The sequence below is a fragment of the Micromonospora globosa genome (genome assembly GCF_000717585.1).
GTDB classification, from domain to species: Bacteria; Actinomycetota; Actinomycetes; order Mycobacteriales; family Micromonosporaceae; genus Micromonospora; species Micromonospora aurantiaca.
In genome coordinates this window covers 108746-126187 of record NZ_JNZR01000002.1, presented here as the reverse complement: position 1 = coordinate 126187, position 17442 = coordinate 108746, and the positions used below count along the sequence as shown (strand labels likewise).

Here is a 17442-nt window from a genome sequence, read left to right as displayed (position 1 = left end):
CCTTTTCAACGGGGGAAGTCCGATCTGTCACCGAACGCGGCCCAGCCGGTCCGCGTGGGGGCATCCGGGCTGCTCAAAGGGGGGTTCCACAGTGTCCTCATTGTCGACTGCGGTGGGTGCGGAAACCACAGACCACCGTTCGGAGACGTCGGGAGGCACGACGCCGGCCGACCGCATTCCGATTTCCGTGACCTCAATCACACTGCCGTCCATCAATCCGCTCGCGTTGTACACCGCATTGACACAAAGCCATGCCGCGCACGACGCGTACCTCTTCGAAAGCCTGGACGGGCCGGCCGCCGACCGGCAGGCCGCGGCGGTGGGCTGGGGCCGCCTCGCCGAGCTGCGGTTCCTGGCCGACAGGTGCGAGCTGACCGCCGCCGGGCCGCTGGGCGACGCGCTGCGCGCGGTGGTCACCGCCGTCCTCGGCGCGCCGGCCCGGCAGCGCGACACCACGTCCGCCTGGCACGTGCCCGGCCCGGCGCAGCTCTGGTCGGTGGTCCGCGCCGTGCAGCGGGCCTTCACCGTCGAGACGCCCGTGCCGGCCGGCCGGTTCGCCTTCGGTTTCCTCACCACCCTGGCCTACGAGGCCGCCCGCGACATGGACGAGCTGACCCTGGACCGGGCCGACGACGACCTCCCCCGGTGCGCGCTGACACTGTTCCGGCACACCGTCTGGTGGGACCTTCGCGCCGGGACGGCGCACCAGCTGCACGCCACCGGCCCGCACCTGCCGCCGCAGCCGGCGCCGCCGGTGACGCGGCTGCTCACCGGCGTGCCCGCCGACCAGCCGCCGCCACCCGCGCCCACGCCGGAACGGGTGCGCGACACAGTCGACGAGGAGACGTTCGCCGAGCGGGTGCGGCGGTGCCTGCGGCACATCCGGGTCGGCGACAGCTACCAGGTGCAGATCGGCCACCGCATCGAGGTGGAGACCACCCTCACCCCGCTGGACGTCTACCGGCGCCTGCGGCACCGCAGCCCGTCGCCGTACATGTACCTGGCGCCCTGGGCCGGGCGCACGGTGATCGGCGCCAGCCCGGAGCTGTTCCTGCGCCTGGACGGCGACCGGCTGTCGATGCGCCCGATCGCCGGCACCGCCGCCCGCTCGGCCGACCCGCTGACCGACCGCCGCCGGGTGGCCGAGCTGCGGGCCAGCGAGAAGGAGCGCGCCGAGCACGTCATGCTCGTCGACCTGTGCCGCAACGACATCGGCCGGGTCTGCGAGCCGGGCACGCTGTCGGTGGACGCGATGCTCGACGTCGAGCCGTTCGCGTACGTGCACCACCTGGTCTCCACCGTGTCCGGCCGCCTCGACGACGGCGCGGACGTGTGGGCGGCGGTCCGCGCCGCGTTCCCGGCCGGCACCATGACCGGCGCGCCGAAGCTGCGGTCGATGGAGATCATCGACGGGCTGGAGGCGGAGCCCCGGGGCATCTACGCGGGCGCCATCGGCCTGGTCGACGTCCGCGGGTTCGCGGTGCTCGCGCTCTGCATCCGCACCATCGTGCACGACGGGCACCGCTACCACACCCAGGCGTCCGCCGGGGTGGTCGCCGACTCCACACCGGCCGCCGAGTGGCGGGAGACGCTGGCCAAGATGAGCGCCGCCTACTGGGCCCTGACCGGCGAGGAGCTACTGCCGTGAAGGTCCTGCTCGTCGACGCGTACGACAGCTTCACCCACATCATCGACCAGTACCTGCGCACGCTCGGCGCGCGGACGGTGGTGGTCCGGTCCCGCGCGCGCAGCCCCCGGCACCTCGCCGCGCTGCGCCCCGACGCGGTGGTGCTCGGCCCCGGGCCCGGCCACCCCGGCGACTCCGGCCACGTCGAGCTGGTCCACGCGTTCGCCGGGCGGGTGCCGCTGCTCGGCGTCTGCCTCGGCCACCAGGCGATCGGCCTGGCGTACGGCGGCACGATCGCTGTGGCCCGGCACCTGATGCACGGCAAGACCAGCGAGGTCACGCACGACGGCCGCGGGGTGTACGCCGGGGCGCCGGCGCCGCTGACGGTCACCCGCTACCACTCGCTCATCGTCGCCGACCCGGTACCGCCCCCGCTGGAGGTGACCGCCCGCTCCGGCGACGACGGCTACGTGATGGGCCTGCGCCACCGCACGCTCGCCGTCGAGGGGGTGCAGTTCCATCCGGAGAGCGTGACCACCCAGGACGGGCTGCGGTTGTTCGACAACTTCCTGCGCGGCGTACCGGCGGCGCTGCCGGTCGCCGGCTGAGCGGCGGAGACGGATCATGTCCGGGTCCGTACCCCCGCTCGCCGTGGTCACCGGCGGGGCCGGCGGCATCGGCCGGGCAGTCACCGCGGCGCTCACCCGCGCCGGTCACCGGGTGCTCAGCGTCGACCGCGAGCCGGCCGCCGACCCGTCCGCGTACGCGGCGCTCGTCGCCGACCTGGCCGTGCCGGATCAGGCGCAGCGGCTGCTGGACGACGTGCACGAGCGACACGGCCTGCCCGCCGTGCTGGTGAACAACGCGGGCGTCTACCCGGCCCGGGACTTCCTCGACTACGACCCGCGCACGTACGCCGAGGTGCTGGACACGAACCTCGGCGCGACGTTCTTCGGCACGCTCGCGTACGCCCGGGCGCTGGTGGCCGCCGGACGTCCGGGCACCGTGGTCAACGTCGCCTCGATCAGTGGCCGGATCGGCAGCCCGGACGCCGCGTACGGCGCCTCGAAGGGCGCTGTCGTCGCGCTCACCCGCAGCCTCGGCCGGGCGCTCGCCGCGCACCGCATCCGGGTCAACGCGGTCGCCCCCGGGCTGGTCGAGACGCCGATGGCCGCCCGGATCCCGGCGGCCCGCCGGGACGACTACCGGGCCCGTATCCCGGCCGGCCGCTTCGGCGCCCCGGACGAGATCGCCGCCGCCGTCGCCTGGCTGGCCGGCCCGGACAGCAGCTACGTCACCGCCTCCGTGCTGGACGTCGACGGCGGCCTGCACTGACGCACACCGAGAGGACCCCGATCCATGTGGCTTCCCACCACCGGCCCGGCGGCCGGTTTCGCCGCCGACTACCTGCGTCTGCACCGCGCGTTCTACGACCGCACGCTCACCGCCGAGCAGCTCGGTGACTGGCGGGACCGGCAGCTGCGCCGGGTGCTCGACCAGGTCGGCACCGGCTCGCCGTTCTACGCCCGGCACCTCGCCGGGATCGACCTGTCCACGATCACCCCGGCCACGCTCGACCGGCTGCCCTTCACCACGAAGGCGCACCTGCGCGAGGAGATGCTCGACGTGCTCAGCCGCCCGCTGGCCGAGGCCGTCTTCTTCTACGAGACCACCGGCACCACCGGGCCCGCCACGCCCTGCCCCCGCGACGGCCGCGAGGTGGTGGCCAGCAACGCCCACGTCACCGAGTCCTGGGCGTCGATCTTCCGCCACCACTTCGGCGACCACGCGCCCCGCGTGGGGCTGATGGGCCCGACCGAGGTGCACTCGTTCGGCGACACGCTCGGCGACGTGGCCCGCAACACCGGCGCGATGAACGCGAAGATCTGGCCGTACTCGCCGGTGATCGGGTTCGCCAAGGCCCTCCAGCTGATGCGGGACCTGGAACTTGAGGTGATCTGCTGCACGCCGGGCGTGGCGCTGATGCTGGCCAAGGCCGCCGAGCACCACGGCTACCGGCTGCGCGAGGACTTCGCGGTCGAGCTGCTGTTCGTCACCGGCGAGATGTGCACGCCGGCGCTGGCGCACAACCTGGAGTCGGTCTGGGGCGCTGACGTCTACAACATCCTGTACGGCTCGCAGGAGGCGTTCGTGATCGCCACCGCCTGCCGCAACAAGCGGATGCACCTGTCCCAGACCAACTACCTGATCGAGGTGGTCGACCCGGAGACGGGCTCGTCGCACGGCCCGCGCGGCACCGGCGAGCTCACGGTGACCATGCTCGTCGACGGCGTGAAGCCGCTGATCCGCTACCGCACCGGCGACGCGGTGGTGGTCGGCGCGTCGGACTGCGACTGCGAGATGCCCGGCGACCTGGTGCAGATCGTCGGGCGCACGCTCGACCGCATCGACCTGGGCGGGCAACGCCGTACCGCCGGGCAGATCGAGAGCGCGGTGCTCACCGGCGTCACCGGCTCGGCCGGCTACCAGGTGGTGATCGACCACGACCCGGCCGGCGGCGACCGGCTCACCGTCCGGCTGGAGCTGCTCAAGGACCTGGTGGACGACCCGGCCGCGGTGGCCGACGGGGTGCGCCGGCGTGCCGCCGCCGCGCTCGGCGTGCCGGTGGAGGTCGAGCTGAGCGACGGGCTGGACCCGATCGTCAGCACCGGCGCGTTCGTGAGCTGGAAGGCCGCGCGGATCGTGGACCGGCGGGTCGCCGACGACCACGAGACCCGGGTGGCCCGGCGGATGGCGGGCAGGCGTGGCTACGACACCTGACACCGCAGCCGCCGCGCCGGTGCCCGCGCTGCCCGGCCTGCTCGCCGGGGCGTACGGGCGGCGGTGGCGGACGGTGGTGGACCGGTGGGCGGATCACCCCGGCACGGCGGTGGCCACGCTCGGGCCGGCCGGCACGTCCAGCCACCTGACCGCCGCGTTCCTGGCCGAGCGGCACGCGCTGCGCATCGAGCTGTGCGACACGTTCGACGAGGTGCTCGGCGCGCTCGTGGAACGCCGCGTCGACCAGGCGCTGGTGCCCAGCGCGTACCAGGGCGCCACCCGCTTCCACTGGCACCGCGACCTGCGCCTGGACGCCTACTTCGCGCAGGCCACCCCGGAGTACGGCATCGCGGCGCGGGAACGGGACGCGCACCCGGGCGACGGCGAGGTCACTGTGGCCGCGCTCTGGGAGGTCCGGCGGATCTTCGCCGACCTGGCCCCGCCCGCGCTGCGCGACCGTCCGATGCGGTGGCTGGACGCCGAGTCCACCCAGCACGCCGCCGAGCTGCTCGCCGCCGGGGCCGCCGACCTCGCGGTGACGAACGCCCCGGGGGTACGCCGGCACGCGCTGCGCTGGGTGGTCCGCCGCCCCGGCGCGGAGATCGTCTGGCTGCTCTTCGGCCACCGCCGACCGCACCTTCGAGGAGAACCGGAGTGACAGCCGTGTCCCGACGAACCTTGCTGCACCGCGCCACCGTCCAGGAAGGGCTGGGGGTGGCGTCCCGGCCGCACCACAGCGTGCTGCTCGACGGGGAGCGGATCGTCGCGGTGCTGCCCGAGGCGCAGGCCCCGCTGCACGACCCGGACGTCGACGTGCTGGACCTGGACGGGCGGACCGTGATGCCGGGCATGACGCTCGGCCACACCCACATCGCCTACCTGAACGTGCTCGACGGCCGGGAGACGCTGTTCAAGCACTCGATCCCGGAGGTGACGCTGGGCGCGGCGGCGAACGCGGCGGCCATGCTCCGGCTGGGCTACACCGCGTTCGTCGGCGCCGGCTCGGTGGCCGGCATCGACATGGCGCTGCGCCGGGCGATCGACGCCGGGCGGCTGCCCGGCCCGCGGATCACGCCGTGCAGCCGGGACCTGATGGTCTCCGGGCCGCCGCAGCGGCGCAACCCGGCGGTCAAGCAGCGCATCCCCACCGACCTGATGCGGCTGGCCGACACACCGGAGGAACTGGTCGAGTACGTCGACACCGAGGTCGCCCAGGGCGCGGAGATCATCAAGGTGTTCTCCACCGGCGACGACACGTTCCCCAACGGCCGCTCGCACGAGCTGCTGTTCACCGCCGAGGAACTGGTGATCGCGGCCCGCGCCGCACACGAGCGGGGGGTACGGATCCGGGCGCACTCACGCGGGCTGGGCGGCATCCGCAACGCCATCGCCGCCGGGGTGGACGTGATCGACCACGCCACGTACGCCGACGACGCGGCGCTGGAGGCGATCGCCGAACGCGGCATCTTCGTGGTGCCGAGCCTGCACCAGCCGCACCGGCTACTCACCACCGGCACCGCGCACGGCAAGACCCCGGAGTACCTGGAGACGCTGGAGTTCCAGGCCGAGGTGGAGAACACGCTGCGGATCCTGCCGCTGATGGTGGAGATGGGCATCCCGATCGTGGCCGGTGACGACTTCGGGTTCGCCTGGACCCCGCACGGCCGGTACGCCGAGGAGCTCGAGACGTACGTGAGCATGGCCGGCATCCCCGCACCGACGGTGCTGACCTGGGCCACCGCCAACGGCGCGCGACTGGCCGGGCGCGGCGGCGAGGCCGGGACGGTGCAGCCGGGCCGGCTGGCCGACCTGGTGGTCACCGACGGCGACCCGGCGCGGGACATCACGGTGCTGGGGCGGCCCGGGGCGATCGAGATGGTGCTGCTGGGCGGGCGGGTGGTCGCCGGGGACGCCGCCGCCTACCGGGACCGCCGGCCGGCCGGGGTCGCCTGATGCGGCCGGCCGCGCGGGCCCGGATTGGCCTCACCGGATCGGCGGGGATTGGCCACAACCGGTGGCGGCGCCGCTTCGTACGGTCGGGGCGACCGTGTGAACCGAACCGACGGGGATGACGATGACCCAGCTCAGCGACGGCGCCGACCGGCTGTCCGTCCGCATCGACGACCGGGTGACGGCGAGCGTGCCGGACTACGTCCTCGGCCTGCTCGCCGTGCCGGCGATCGAGGTCGGGCCGGCCCACCCGGCCGTGGCGGAGCGGCTGACCGCCGCCGAGGACGCGCTGCACCGGGCCGGCCTGGACAAGGCCGGGGTGTCCGAGCTGCCGGGCATCGCCGGGTGGCGGGCGGCGTACCGGGCGGTGGCGGTGAACCCGAACCGGTTCCCGTGCGCCGCCGAGTCGATCGCCCGCCGGGTGGCCCGGGGCGACCGGCTGCCCCGGATCAACGCGCTCGTGGACCTCTGCAACGCCGTCTCGCTGGGCTCGGCGCTGCCGGTGGCCTCCTGCGCGGTGGACGGCATCGGCGCGCTCGCCGTCCGGCCGGCCGACGGCACGGAGGCGTACCTGCCGCTGGGCGCACCTGATGCGCCGGAGCGGCCCGAACCGGGCGAGGTCGTCTACGCCGACGACCACGGGCGGGCCCACTCCCGGCGCTGGAACTGGCGCCAGGGCCACCTGGTCCGCACCGACCTGGGCCGGCGGCGGCTGCTGCTCACAGTCGAGGCGGCCCATCCGGGCGGCCGGGCGGAGGTGGAGGCGGCGCTGGACCGCCTCGACGCCGTGCTCGGCGAGCTGACCGCCGCGCCCCGCCACCGGGCGGTGCTGGACCGGGAGGCCCGGGACGCCGCGTTCCCTGTCGAGGCCCCGCTCAGCCCCGCCGGCACCCCGGGGGTCCGCTCGTGAACCGCGCGATCCTGATCGTCTACCGGCCCGCGGCCGGCCGCTACGCCGCCCAGTTCCGCAGCGTCGTCGCCGCCGCCACCGGCCTCGGCGTGGACAGCGTGGTGCTGCTGCCCACCGGCGGGCCGGCGCCGGAGACCGCCGGGCTGCCCTGCCACCGGGCCGACCTGGACGACCCGGAGGCGGTCCGGGCGGCGGTCGCGGCGATCGTCGCCGACCGTCCGATCGAGCGGATCTTCCCGCTGTTCGAGGGCGACGTGCTGACCGCCGCGCGGTGCCGGCGCGACCACGGCATCCCCGGCCTGGACCCCGAGCAGGCGCTCACCTTCCGGGACAAGAACGTGATGCACCGCCGGGCCGTCGAGCTGGGCGTGCCGGTGGCCCGCTCCTGCCGCCCGGACACCATCGGCGCGGTCGCCGAGTTCGCCGCCGAGGTGGGCTGGCCGGTCGTGGTCAAGCCGTACGCCGGCTGGGCCTGCGGCGACACCCACCGGGTGGACTCGGCCGACGACCTGGCCCGGGTGTGGCCGCTCGTGGCCGACGCGCGCCACGACTACCGGGTCGAGGAGTACGTCCGCGGCGCGGAGTACCACGTCGACTCGCTGCTGCGCGACGGCGAGGTGGTCTTCGAGCAGCTCTCCCGCTACACGTACTCGGTGCTGGAGTTCCGCGACGAGCCGGGCGGCACGATCTCCCGCAAGCACGACCTGACCCCCGCCGAGCAGCGCATCCTGACCGCCAGCGCGGAGCTCCTGCGCGGCTTCGGCATGCGTACCGGGGTCGCGCACGTGGAGTTCTTCCTGCGCGACGACGGCGAGGTGGTCTTCGGCGAGGCGGCGGCCCGGGCCGGCGGCGGATCGATCGTCCCGGCCATCGAGGCCGGGCGCGGCATCAACCTCGCGGGCGAGTGGTGCCGGCTGGAACTGGACCCCGGGCACCGGCCCGCCGCCGCGCTGGGCGCGGAGACCGGCACCGAGTACCTCTGCTCCGACCGGTACGGCCGCATCACCGCGATCACCACCGCCGACGAGCTGCGGGCGCTGGACTCGGTCCTCGACGCCGACGTGTGGAAGGGCGTCGACGACGTGCTCGCGCCGCCGACCGCCTCGAACGACGTGCTCGGCTGGTACGTCTGCGAGGGCCGGGACTTCGACGACGTGCGGGCCCGGTTCAAGACCATCCGGGACGCCTTCCAGGTGCGTACCGAACCGGCCGGGGAGGCGTCATGTGGCTGAGCCGGTTCCGGGCGCTGCCCCGTCCGCTGCGGATGCTGGTGCTCGCCTCCTTCATCAACCGCGCGGGCATGTTCGTCTTCCCGCTGCTCGCGGTATACCTGGTGCGCAGCCGAGGGCTGAGCACCGGCGAGGCGGGTGTGCTGATCTCGGTCGGCAGCACCGGCCTGCTCGCCGGGAGCCTGCTCAGCGGCCCGGTCTGCGCACGCGCCGGCCGGCGGGCCGCGCTGGTGTCCAGCCTGCTGCTCAACGCGGCCGGCTACCTCGGGCTGGCGGTGCTGGACGGCCCGCCGTGGACGTACGCGGCGCTGCTGTTCGTCGCGCTCGTCGGCATGGGCATGTTCGCGCCCGCCGCCAACACGCTGATCGCCGACCTCGCCGAGCCGGAGCAGCGGCCGTTCGCGTACACCGTCAGCTACATCGCCAACAACCTCGGCATGGGCGTCGGGCCGCTGCTGGGCGGCCTGGCCGCGGCGTACTCGTACGGCCTGATGTTCGCCGGGAACATCCTGCTCGGGCTGCTCGCGGCGCTCACCATCCGGCTCAGCGTGCCCGCCGACACCGGCCGCGACGCGGCCGGGACACCGGCGAAGACCGGGCTGCGCCGGGCGGCGCTGCGGCGCGACCTGGACGTCGCGGTGCTGGTGGTGCTCTCGTTCTGCTACGTGGCGCCGCTGATCGGGCTGGAGTACACGCTGCCGCTGGCGGTCACCGGGGTGCTGAACTCGTCGGTGGCGGTGGTCGGCGCGGTCTACACCATCAACAGCATCGTCGTGGTGGGCGCCGGCATGCTGATCGAGAAACGGATCAAGGCGTACCCGACCCGCACACTGCTCGTCGTCGCCGGCCTGCTCTGGTCGGCCGGGATGGCGGTGCTGGTGTTCGCGTTCTCACTGCCCGCGGTGCTGCTGTCCACAGTCGTCTGGACGCTCGGCGAGATCATCGCCTCGGTGGTGGTGCCCACCTACATCGCCGACCACGTCGAGCCGCGCCGGGTCAGCGCCTTCATGGCGCTCAACGGTTTCGTGCTCAGCTCCGCCCGGCTGGTGGTGCCGATGGGGCTGGGCTTCGTCTGGCAGGCGCACGGGCACCAGCCCGTGCTGCTCCTGCTGCTGCTGACCCCGCTGGCCGGCGTCGTCGCGTTCGCAGCGCTGCGGATCCGACCCGAGGCCCGGCCGGTGCCGGAGCCCGCCGCGCCGGCCCCCGCCCGTCCCTGACCCGCCCGACCCCTCACCGGAAGAGGCCCATGACCGCCACGAAGTTCGTCCTGCCCGAGAGTGACATCCCGACGACCTGGTACAACGTGGTTCCCGACCTGCCCAAGGGGCTGCCGCCGATGCTGCACCCCGGCACCCGGGAACCGATCACCCCGGCCGACCTGGCGCCGCTGTTCGCCTCCGAGCTGATCGCGCAGGAGTTCTCCACCGAACGGGACGTGGACATCCCCGGCCCGGTGCTCGACATCTACCGGCAGTGGCGGCCCAGCCCGCTGATCCGGGCCCGCCGGCTGGAACGCGACCTGGACACCCCGGCGCGGATCTACTTCAAGTACGAGGGGGTCAGCCCGGCCGGCAGCCACAAGCCGAACACCGCCGTCCCGCAGGCGTACTACAGCAAGCTCGACGGGGTGCGGCGGCTGACCACCGAGACCGGCGCCGGCCAGTGGGGCAGCTCGCTGTCGATGGCGTGCGCCTACTTCGACCTCGAGTGCGAGGTCTTCATGGTGCGGGTCAGCTACGACCAGAAGCCGTACCGGCGCGGCCTGATGGAGACGTTCGGCGCCTCGGTCACCGCCAGCCCCAGCGACCGTACCGAGGCCGGACGGGCGGTGCTCGCCACCGACCCGGACTCCCCCGGCAGCCTCGGCCTGGCCATCTCCGAGGCGGTGGAGGCCGCGCTGCACAGCGGCGGCGCCGCCCGGTACGCGCTCGGCTCGGTGCTCAACCTGGTGCTGATGCACCAGACGATCATCGGGCAGGAGGCGCTGGCGCAGATGGGGCTGGCCGGCGACTACCCCGACGTGGTGGTCGGCGCGGCCGGCGGCGGCTCCAACTTCGCGGGCCTGGCCCTGCCGTTCCTGCGCCGCCAGCTCGACGGCGGTCCGGCCGTCCGGTTCCTGGCCGCCGAGCCGGCGTCCTGCCCGTCGCTGACCCGGGGCAGCTACGACTACGACTTCGGCGACACCGCCGGGCTCACCCCGCTGGCAAAGATGCACACGCTCGGCCACGACTTCCGGCCGCCCGCGATCCACGCCGGCGGGCTGCGCTACCACGGCATGGCGCCGATCGTGAGCGCGCTGAGCGAGGTGGACCTGATCGAGGCGCGGGCGGTGCCGCAGACCGCCTGCTTCGAGGCGGGCGTGCGGTTCGCCCGCAGCGAGGGGATCGTGCCGGCGCCGGAGTCCAGCCACGCGGTGCGGGTCGCCGTGGACGAGGCGCTGCGCTGCCGGGAGACCGGCGAGGAGAAGGCGATCCTGTTCTCCCTGTCCGGGCACGGCCACTTCGACATGCAGGCGTACATCGACTATTTCGCCGGAAAGCTGACGGACTGACACCGGCCGGGACGCGGCGCGGTGCGGCGCCGCGTCCCGGCCGACGAGCCCTCGGGGGTGCGATTGCCCAGCGAAGCAGCCACCATCCTGGCCATCAACGGTTCCGAACGGGCGGGCGGCAACACCGACCTCGCGGTCGCGCACGCCGGACGCCTGATCGCCGAGCGCGGGGCCGTCCTGCGCACCATCCGGCTGCGCGAGCACCGGATCTCGCCGTGCAGCCCGTGCGGCGACTGCAACAGCCGTACGCTGCCGTGCACCGTGGACGACGACGTCCCCGCCCTGGTGGAGCAGATGGTCCGCGCCGACGGGCTGATCTACGCCGCGCCGGTGCACGGGTTCGGCCTGGCCCACCTGATGCAGATCTTCATCGAGCGGGCCGGGGTCGGCTATCTGCGCTTCACCCGCCCGCTGGCCGACAAGGTCGGCGGCATCATCGTCACCGGACGCCGCTACAGCGACTCGTCGGTGCACAACCAGATCGTCAACAACCTGCTGCTCAACCGCATGATCCTGGTGGGCAGCGGCTTCCCGGTCCTGCTGCGCAACACCACCGGCACGCCCGGCCTGACCGACCCCGAGGGTGTCGACGCGCTGGAGCGCATGGTGCACCGCATGGTCGACATGGTGCAGCTGCTCAAACGCCACCAGAGGGTCACCGGCGGCCCGGTCCTGCCCTCGCGGGACCGCAACGAACGCGTGCCGCGGCCTCGCCGCGCCGAATCCGTACCGACCAGAGGAGACAGCGAGAATGTCCACTGAGCAGGCGACCGTTCCGGTCGGCATCGACTTCCCCGCCACCGAGTGGGAGAAGTGGGACAAGCCCGGCGCCGAGGGCCGGGTCAAGATCGCGTACGTCGGGGGGCAGCGGCTGCGCCTGCTGGAGCTGCCCGCCGGGTTCGACGAGCACCACTGGTGCCTGCGCGGGCACACCGGCTACGTGCTGCGGGGCGAGTTCACCATCCACTTCCGGGACCGCTCGGTGCCCTGCCGCCCCGGCATGGGCTTCGTCATCCCGGACGACGAGGAGCACCGCTCCCAGGGCAGCACGGACGAGCCCACTGTCGTGTTCGTGGTCGACCGGGTCGACCAGCCGTGAGCGACGTCCCCGCCGGGACGGACGGCGCGGCCCGCATCACCGAGCTGCGGGCCGCCGTGGACCGGCTCGACCAGCGGATCGTCGAGCTGCTGGCGGTCCGTACCCGGGTGGTCCGGGAGCTGACCGCGCACAAGTCCGACGAGGCGGCCGTGCGGTCGCCGGACCGGGTCCGGCAGGTGCTCGACCGGGTCGCCGAGCTGGCCGGCCGGCACGGCATGCCGCCGGAGGTCGCGGTGGCCACGTACCGCACGCTGATCGAGGAGCTGACCCGGATGCAGCTGGACATGCTGGCGGACCGCCGTGCCGCCGGGACGGCTCCGGCCGCCCCGGCGGCGCCGGAGCGGCGATGACCGGCGGCCGGGCGCCCGTCGACCTGCGGCACGCGCTCGCCACGCTCGACCCGCTGCCCGGCGAGCTGGTCCGGGTCGCCGAGGAGCTGCCCGCCCGCTACGGCGTCTCCGCGCACTACGCCCGGTGGGCCGGCGCGCCCGCCGCGCCGCCCACCGGCCCCGGCCCCGCGGTGCTGTTCGACCGGGTACGCCCCGCGCACGGCCCCACCCGGGCCGTGCTGATGGGCCTCTACGGCACCCGGCGCCGCGCCGCCGGGCTGCTCGGTGTCACCCCGGCCGAGCTGCCGCACCGGCTGCTCGACGCGGTGGCCGCGCCCCGGCCGCCGGTGCCCGCCACCGACCCGGCGCGCTGGCCCCGCCATCGGCTGCCACTGGATCTCACCGCGCTGCCGGTGCCGGTGCTCACCGACGAGGACGCCGGCCCGTACCTGACGCTCGGGGCGGTGCTCGCCACCGATCCGGACACCGGGGTACGCAACCTGTCCGTGCACCGGATGTGTGTCCAGGGTCCGGACACGCTGACCATCTGGATGGTCCCCGGCCGCGACCTGGAACTGGCCCACCAGGCCGCGTTGCGCCGGGGCGCGGCGCTGCCGGTGGCGATCCACCTCGGACTCGGCCCGGCAGTCCTGCTGTCGTCCTGCTGCCCCACCTCGCTGGTGCCGCCGGACCTGGACGAGCTGGCGGTGGCCGGGGCGCTCGCCGGCCGGCCGGTCGAGCTGCTGCCCTGCACCACTGTGGACGCCGAGTTCGTCGCGCACGCCGAGTACGTCATCGAGGGCGAACTGCTGGCCGAGCACGCGCCGGAGAGCCGGCACGGCGCGGTCGCCACCCCGGAGTTCCTCGGCTACCAGGGCCGCGCGCACCCGTCGCTGCCGCTGATCCGGGTCACCGCGATCACCGCTCGGGAGAGCCCGATCCTCCAGGCCGTGTCCGGGCCCGGGCACGAGCAGTCGGTGCTGCTCGGCTTCGGGATGGAGGCCGCGGTGCTGGACCTGCTGCGCCGCCGGGGCACGCCGGCGCTGGCCGCGCACTGCCACACAGCCGGCGGCGGCCAGCTCATGGTGGTGCTCCAGTGGCCGGCCAAGCGCGGCCCGGCCGACGACGACGCGGTACGGGACGCGGCGGAGGCGGTGCTGGACGGCTTCCGGATGGCCAAGCTGGTGCTCTGCGTGGACGAGGACGTCGACATGGAGTCCGACCAGGACCTGTGGTGGGCCATGGTGACGCGGTTCCAGGCGGACCAGGATCTGCGGGTGCTGGCCGACCGGGAGGGCTTCCCGCTGGACCCGAGCCAGCACACCGGCTACTCCCGGTCGCTGTCCGCCGACGGGCGCACCGCGAAGGCGGTGTTCGACTGCACGGTGCCGTACGCCCAGCGGGACCGGTTCCGCCGGCCCCGGTTCACCGAGCCGTCACTTCCCGTGCCGCGCCGGCCAGCAGCGCCACTCCCTCGCTGATCCGGGCGGTCGGCAGCGCCGCGTACCCGATCAGGAACGTCGGCTCCGACGGCGGATGGGTGACGAAGTAGCCGGAGGCGGGATAGACCCGCACGCCGCGCGCGGCGGCGGCGCGCACGATCGCCGCCTCGCCGGCGCCGGGCGTGCCGCCGAGCGTGACGAGGACGTGCAGCCCGGCGGCGGCGCCGGAGACGCGCACCCCGGCGCCGAAGTGCTCGTAGAGCGCCTCCAACAGCCGGGCCCGGCGCTGCCGGTAGAAGCGGTCCATCCGGGCGATGTGCCGGGCGTACGCGCCGGAGTCGATGAACTCGGCGAGCGCCTCCTGGGTCAGCGTCGGGGTCAGCCGGTCGGTGATCCACTTGATGCCGAGGAACGGCCGGACCAGGTGCGGGGGCAGCACCGCGTAGCCGATGCGCAGCGACGGGAACAGCGTCTTGCTGAAGCTGCCGACGTAGGCCACGTCGGCGCCCTGCGGGTCGGCGGCGAGCGACGGCAGCCGTTCGGCGGCGAACGTGAACTCGTTGTGATAGTCGTCCTCCAGCACCGTGACGGCGTGCTCGCGTGCCCAGCGCAGCAGCGCCCGCCGTCGCCGCTCGGACATGACGAACCCGGTCGGGAACTGGTGCGACGGCGTGACGTAGACCAGGCGGACCCGAGCCGGGTCCAGGCCGTGGCCGCGTACCCGGTCCTCGATCTCGCCGACCCGCAGCCCTTCCTCGTCGACCGGCACCGGCACCACGGCGGCCCGGGAGTAGCCGAAGATCTGCCGCAGCACCGTGTGGCTGGGGTCCTCGATCACCACCACGTCGTCGGGGCCGACGAGCAGCCGGACCAGGATGTCCATGGCCTGGGTGGCACCGCTGGTGACAATGGTGTGCTCGCGGGCGACGTCGAGCGCCCGGCTGCGCCGCAGCAGCGCGGCGATCTGCGCGCGCAGCGCCGGTGAGCCCTCCGCCGGGCCGTAGCCCAGCGCCACCGCGTCGGCCCGGCTCACCGCCGTGGCGAGCGACTGCCGCCAGCGCGCCACCGGAAAGCTCGCCAGCGCCGGGGTGCCGTGCCGGAAGTCGTACGCACCGTCCGGCCGGTGCATGGGTGCCGGCTCCCACGGCCGCCACAGCGGGCTGCCGGCGTCGGTGGGCAGCGGCGGTTCGGGGCGCAGCGGGGCGCGGGCCGGCGGGTCGCGGTGCGGCAGGTCGGGCAGGGCGTCGCTGACCCGGGTGCCGGAGCCGCGCCGGGAGGTGAGGACGCCGTTGGCGCGCAGCAGCTCGTACGCGCGGGTGACCACGGTGCGGGAGACGCCCAGTTGGTGGGCCAGTTCCCGGCTGGGCGGCACCGGGTCGCCGGGGCGCAGCCGGCCGGCGCGGACGGATCCGCTGATCTGGTCGCAGAGCTGCTGCTGCAACGGCACCGGGCTGTCCCGGTCGAGCACCACGAGCAGCTGCGACGACCCCACCCGCGACGCTCCCCCACCTAGCCGCCCCTTCCCCCGATCCTAGTCCCACCCCACCCCCACATCCGGTCGATCATGAAGTTGACGGCGTTCTCGATCTCCGATCCGGCCGCCAACCTCATGATCAACCGGATGTGGGGGTGGGGTCAGAGGGAGACGGGGCGGCCGCCGAGGGTCACCGTGAGGCGGCCGTCGCCGGTGAAGGACCAGGCGAGCGCGCCGGAGTACGTGGAGCAGCGGGAGCCGTTGCTGCCGGACCAGAACTGGTTCGAGCCGTCCACGTTGCCGACCGTCTTGTCGTTGGAGCCGCTGCCGGCGAAGCGGCAGGACGTGTTGCTCCGGAACACCGAGGTGCCGGCGTCGAACGAGAAGTTGCGTTCGGTGTTGTCGATGCTCAGGTTGTTCGAGATCGTCATGGTGCCCGGGTTGCGGTTGTACGTGAACCCGTGCTTGCCGTTGCGGTACGCGATGGTGCGCCGGACGGTGTGGTTCACCGCGATGTCCTCGCCGCCGAGCTTGAAGCCGTTGCGGTCGCCGTTGCCGTTCTGCGTGCCGTTGCTCAGCGTGCCGTTGCTGTACGCGAGCGAGTCCTCGATGGTCACCGTGCCGATCGCGCCGGTGTCGGACTTGGTGTACAGGTCCCACCCGTCGTCGATGTTGTGGTGCGACACCGCGTACCGGAAGACGTTGCCGCCGCCGACGGTGAGCTTGGCCGCGAAGCCGTCGGCATCCTCGCCGTCGGAGTCGGCGTTGTCGTGCGACTCCACGCTGACCATGAGGTTGTTGGCGGGCCACTGGTCGCGGGGCGTGCTGGAGGCGATCCGGGACAGTTGCAGTCCGGTGTCGCGGTTGAAGCGGGTCACCGTCCGCTCGATGATGTTGTTGCTGCCGCCGACGAAGATGCCGTTGTCACCGGCCCGCTCCACCACGATCCCGCGCACGTGCCAGTACGAGGCGTTCAGCGCGAGCCCCCGGTTGGCCGGGTCCTCGCTCATCGCGGAGAAGTTCAGGATCGGCGTCTCGCCCGGGTAGGCGTACAGGTTCTTGCGGGCGCTCGACGTGCCGTTGTTGCCGGCGGCGACGGTGACCGTCTGGGACAGGTTGTAGGTGCCGCCGCGCAGATAGACCGTGCCGCCCGCGCCGACGCGGGTGATCGCCGCGGCGATCGTGGTGGGGCTGGCCTGGGTGCCGGCCGCCCCGGCGGTGCCGTTCGGCGCGGCGTAGATCGCGCCGCCGGTCGGCGGCGGCGTGCTGGGGGGTGGCGTGCTCGGGGGCGGGCTGCTGGGCGGCGGCGTACTCGGCGGCGGGGCGCTGGTCGGCGGCGTGCCGGTGGTGGGGGTGACGCCGCCGGTGCAGGTGACACCGTTGACGGCGAACGAGGCCGGGACCGGGTTGCTGCTGTTGTTCCAGGTGCCGTTGAAGCCGAACGACGTGCTCGCGTTGGTGCCCAGGCTGCCGTTGTAGCTGACGTTGGCGGCCCGCACCGAGGCGCCGCTGGCGGTGATCTCGGCGCCCCAGGCCTGGGCGACGGTCTGACCGGCGGCGAACGTCCAGGTGACGGCCCATCCGTTGAGCGGGTCGCCGAGGTTCGTCAGGTTGACGTTGGCGGTGAAGCCGCCGCCCCACTGCGCGGTGACGGCGTAGTCGACGCGGCAGCCGGCGGCCGCCTGCGCGGCGGTCGCGCCGACGGCCAGGCCGGACGCGGCGAGCGCGGCCGTCGCCGCGGCGGACGTCCACAACACCGTACGGCGGTGTCGGTTGATCATGCTGGTCTCCTGCGGGTGGTGGTGCCGTGCCCGCGCCGGCACCGATGCCCTGTCGGTGTCGGGGGCGGGCCTTGATACCCGGACGTCCCACGAACGCTCACGTCTCCCGCGCAGTAAGCGCTTTCAGCGCAGCCTAACGACGGACGTCGATGTGGTCAAACCTCGGTACGCACTGAACGATCTCGACGCGCCGTCCGTATCCACTGCCGACCGGAACATCGGCCGGAACCGCGATGCCGGAGCGGGCACGAGCACGATTCCTCCAGTCG

16 protein-coding genes are annotated in these 17442 nt (G+C 73.9%); 14 read left to right on the top strand and 2 right to left on the bottom strand.

Going from position 1 to position 17442, the window contains the following annotated elements:
* Positions 1–238 precede the first annotated feature (238 nt).
* The 14 genes from IF06_RS0103095 (at position 239) to IF06_RS0103030 (ending at position 13957) form a co-directional block, all read left to right on the top strand.
* Positions 239–1648, top strand: coding sequence for an anthranilate synthase component I family protein (locus IF06_RS0103095; protein WP_232236608.1), 1410 nt, complete (start codon positions 239–241; stop codon positions 1646–1648).
* A complete protein-coding gene (locus IF06_RS0103090; RefSeq protein WP_013285753.1) occupies positions 1645–2235 on the top strand; it encodes an anthranilate synthase component II in 591 nt (196 codons plus the stop codon). The genes IF06_RS0103095 and IF06_RS0103090 overlap by 4 nt, the downstream gene beginning before the upstream one ends.
* Before the next feature lie 16 nt (positions 2236–2251).
* The gene (locus IF06_RS0103085) at positions 2252–2962 is read left to right on the top strand and encodes an SDR family NAD(P)-dependent oxidoreductase (protein ID WP_013285752.1); all 711 of its coding nucleotides are present in this window, start codon (positions 2252–2254) and stop codon (positions 2960–2962) included.
* Positions 2963–2986: 24 nt separating this feature from the next.
* Positions 2987–4408 carry a phenylacetate--CoA ligase family protein gene (locus tag IF06_RS0103080; RefSeq protein ID WP_030268804.1) on the top strand — a complete coding sequence of 474 codons (1422 nt, stop codon included), beginning with the start codon at positions 2987–2989 and terminating at the stop codon, positions 4406–4408.
* Positions 4392–5066, top strand: coding sequence for a prephenate dehydratase (locus IF06_RS0103075; protein WP_225319513.1), 675 nt, complete (start codon positions 4392–4394; stop codon positions 5064–5066). The genes IF06_RS0103080 and IF06_RS0103075 overlap by 17 nt, the downstream gene beginning before the upstream one ends.
* A 5-nt stretch (positions 5067–5071) precedes the next feature.
* Positions 5072–6361 (top strand): amidohydrolase family protein, encoded by a 1290-nt coding sequence (locus tag IF06_RS0103070; protein ID WP_232236607.1) that lies wholly within the window; start codon positions 5072–5074, stop codon positions 6359–6361.
* 121 nt (positions 6362–6482) lie between these two features.
* A complete protein-coding gene (locus IF06_RS0103065) occupies positions 6483–7268 on the top strand; it encodes a B3/4 domain-containing protein (RefSeq protein WP_013285748.1) in 786 nt (261 codons plus the stop codon).
* On the top strand, positions 7265–8500 hold the full coding sequence (locus IF06_RS0103060; protein WP_030268802.1) for an ATP-grasp domain-containing protein: 1236 nt from the start codon (positions 7265–7267) through the stop codon (positions 8498–8500). The genes IF06_RS0103065 and IF06_RS0103060 overlap by 4 nt, the downstream gene beginning before the upstream one ends.
* Positions 8491–9714 (top strand): MFS transporter, encoded by a 1224-nt coding sequence (locus tag IF06_RS0103055; RefSeq protein WP_013285746.1) that lies wholly within the window; start codon positions 8491–8493, stop codon positions 9712–9714. Before IF06_RS0103060 ends, IF06_RS0103055 begins: the two co-directional genes overlap by 10 nt.
* A gap of 29 nt (positions 9715–9743) precedes the next feature.
* Positions 9744–11048, top strand: a complete 1305-nt coding sequence (locus tag IF06_RS0103050; protein ID WP_013285745.1) for a TrpB-like pyridoxal phosphate-dependent enzyme — start codon at positions 9744–9746, stop codon at positions 11046–11048.
* A 57-nt stretch (positions 11049–11105) separates the two neighbouring features.
* On the top strand, positions 11106–11810 hold the full coding sequence (locus IF06_RS0103045; RefSeq protein WP_036310210.1) for a flavodoxin family protein: 705 nt from the start codon (positions 11106–11108) through the stop codon (positions 11808–11810).
* The gene (locus IF06_RS0103040; protein ID WP_030268799.1) at positions 11800–12147 is read left to right on the top strand and encodes a cupin domain-containing protein; all 348 of its coding nucleotides are present in this window, start codon (positions 11800–11802) and stop codon (positions 12145–12147) included. The genes IF06_RS0103045 and IF06_RS0103040 overlap by 11 nt, the downstream gene beginning before the upstream one ends.
* Positions 12144–12497: a chorismate mutase gene (locus IF06_RS0103035; protein WP_030268797.1), complete on the top strand. Its 354-nt coding sequence runs from the start codon at positions 12144–12146 to the stop codon at positions 12495–12497. The genes IF06_RS0103040 and IF06_RS0103035 overlap by 4 nt, the downstream gene beginning before the upstream one ends.
* Entirely contained in the window at positions 12494–13957 is a 1464-nt protein-coding gene (locus IF06_RS0103030; RefSeq protein WP_013285741.1) for a UbiD family decarboxylase, read from the top strand. The genes IF06_RS0103035 and IF06_RS0103030 overlap by 4 nt, the downstream gene beginning before the upstream one ends.
* On the opposite strand, the gene IF06_RS0103025 is transcribed toward IF06_RS0103030, so the two are convergent.
* Entirely contained in the window at positions 13902–15410 is a 1509-nt protein-coding gene (locus IF06_RS0103025; RefSeq protein WP_030268795.1) for a PLP-dependent aminotransferase family protein, read from the bottom strand. The genes IF06_RS0103030 and IF06_RS0103025 overlap by 56 nt on opposite strands.
* 143 nt (positions 15411–15553) lie before the next feature.
* Positions 15554–17173: a cellulose-binding domain-containing protein gene (locus IF06_RS0103015; protein WP_030268793.1), complete on the bottom strand. Its 1620-nt coding sequence runs from the start codon at positions 17171–17173 to the stop codon at positions 15554–15556.
* Positions 17174–17442 lie beyond the last annotated feature (269 nt).

Coding starts and splice junctions, on each gene's coding strand:
- IF06_RS0103040 (WP_030268799.1), top strand. CDS start 11,800: ATGTCCACTGAGCAGGCGACCGTTCCGGTCGGCATCGACTTCCCCGCC.
- IF06_RS0103030 (WP_013285741.1), top strand. CDS start 12,494: ATGACCGGCGGCCGGGCGCCCGTCGACCTGCGGCACGCGCTCGCCACG.
- IF06_RS0103080 (WP_030268804.1), top strand. CDS start 2,987: ATGTGGCTTCCCACCACCGGCCCGGCGGCCGGTTTCGCCGCCGACTAC.
- IF06_RS0103015 (WP_030268793.1), bottom strand. CDS start 17,173: ATGATCAACCGACACCGCCGTACGGTGTTGTGGACGTCCGCCGCGGCG.
- IF06_RS0103085 (WP_013285752.1), top strand. CDS start 2,252: ATGTCCGGGTCCGTACCCCCGCTCGCCGTGGTCACCGGCGGGGCCGGC.
- IF06_RS0103065 (WP_013285748.1), top strand. CDS start 6,483: ATGACCCAGCTCAGCGACGGCGCCGACCGGCTGTCCGTCCGCATCGAC.
- IF06_RS0103050 (WP_013285745.1), top strand. CDS start 9,744: ATGACCGCCACGAAGTTCGTCCTGCCCGAGAGTGACATCCCGACGACC.
- IF06_RS0103055 (WP_013285746.1), top strand. CDS start 8,491: ATGTGGCTGAGCCGGTTCCGGGCGCTGCCCCGTCCGCTGCGGATGCTG.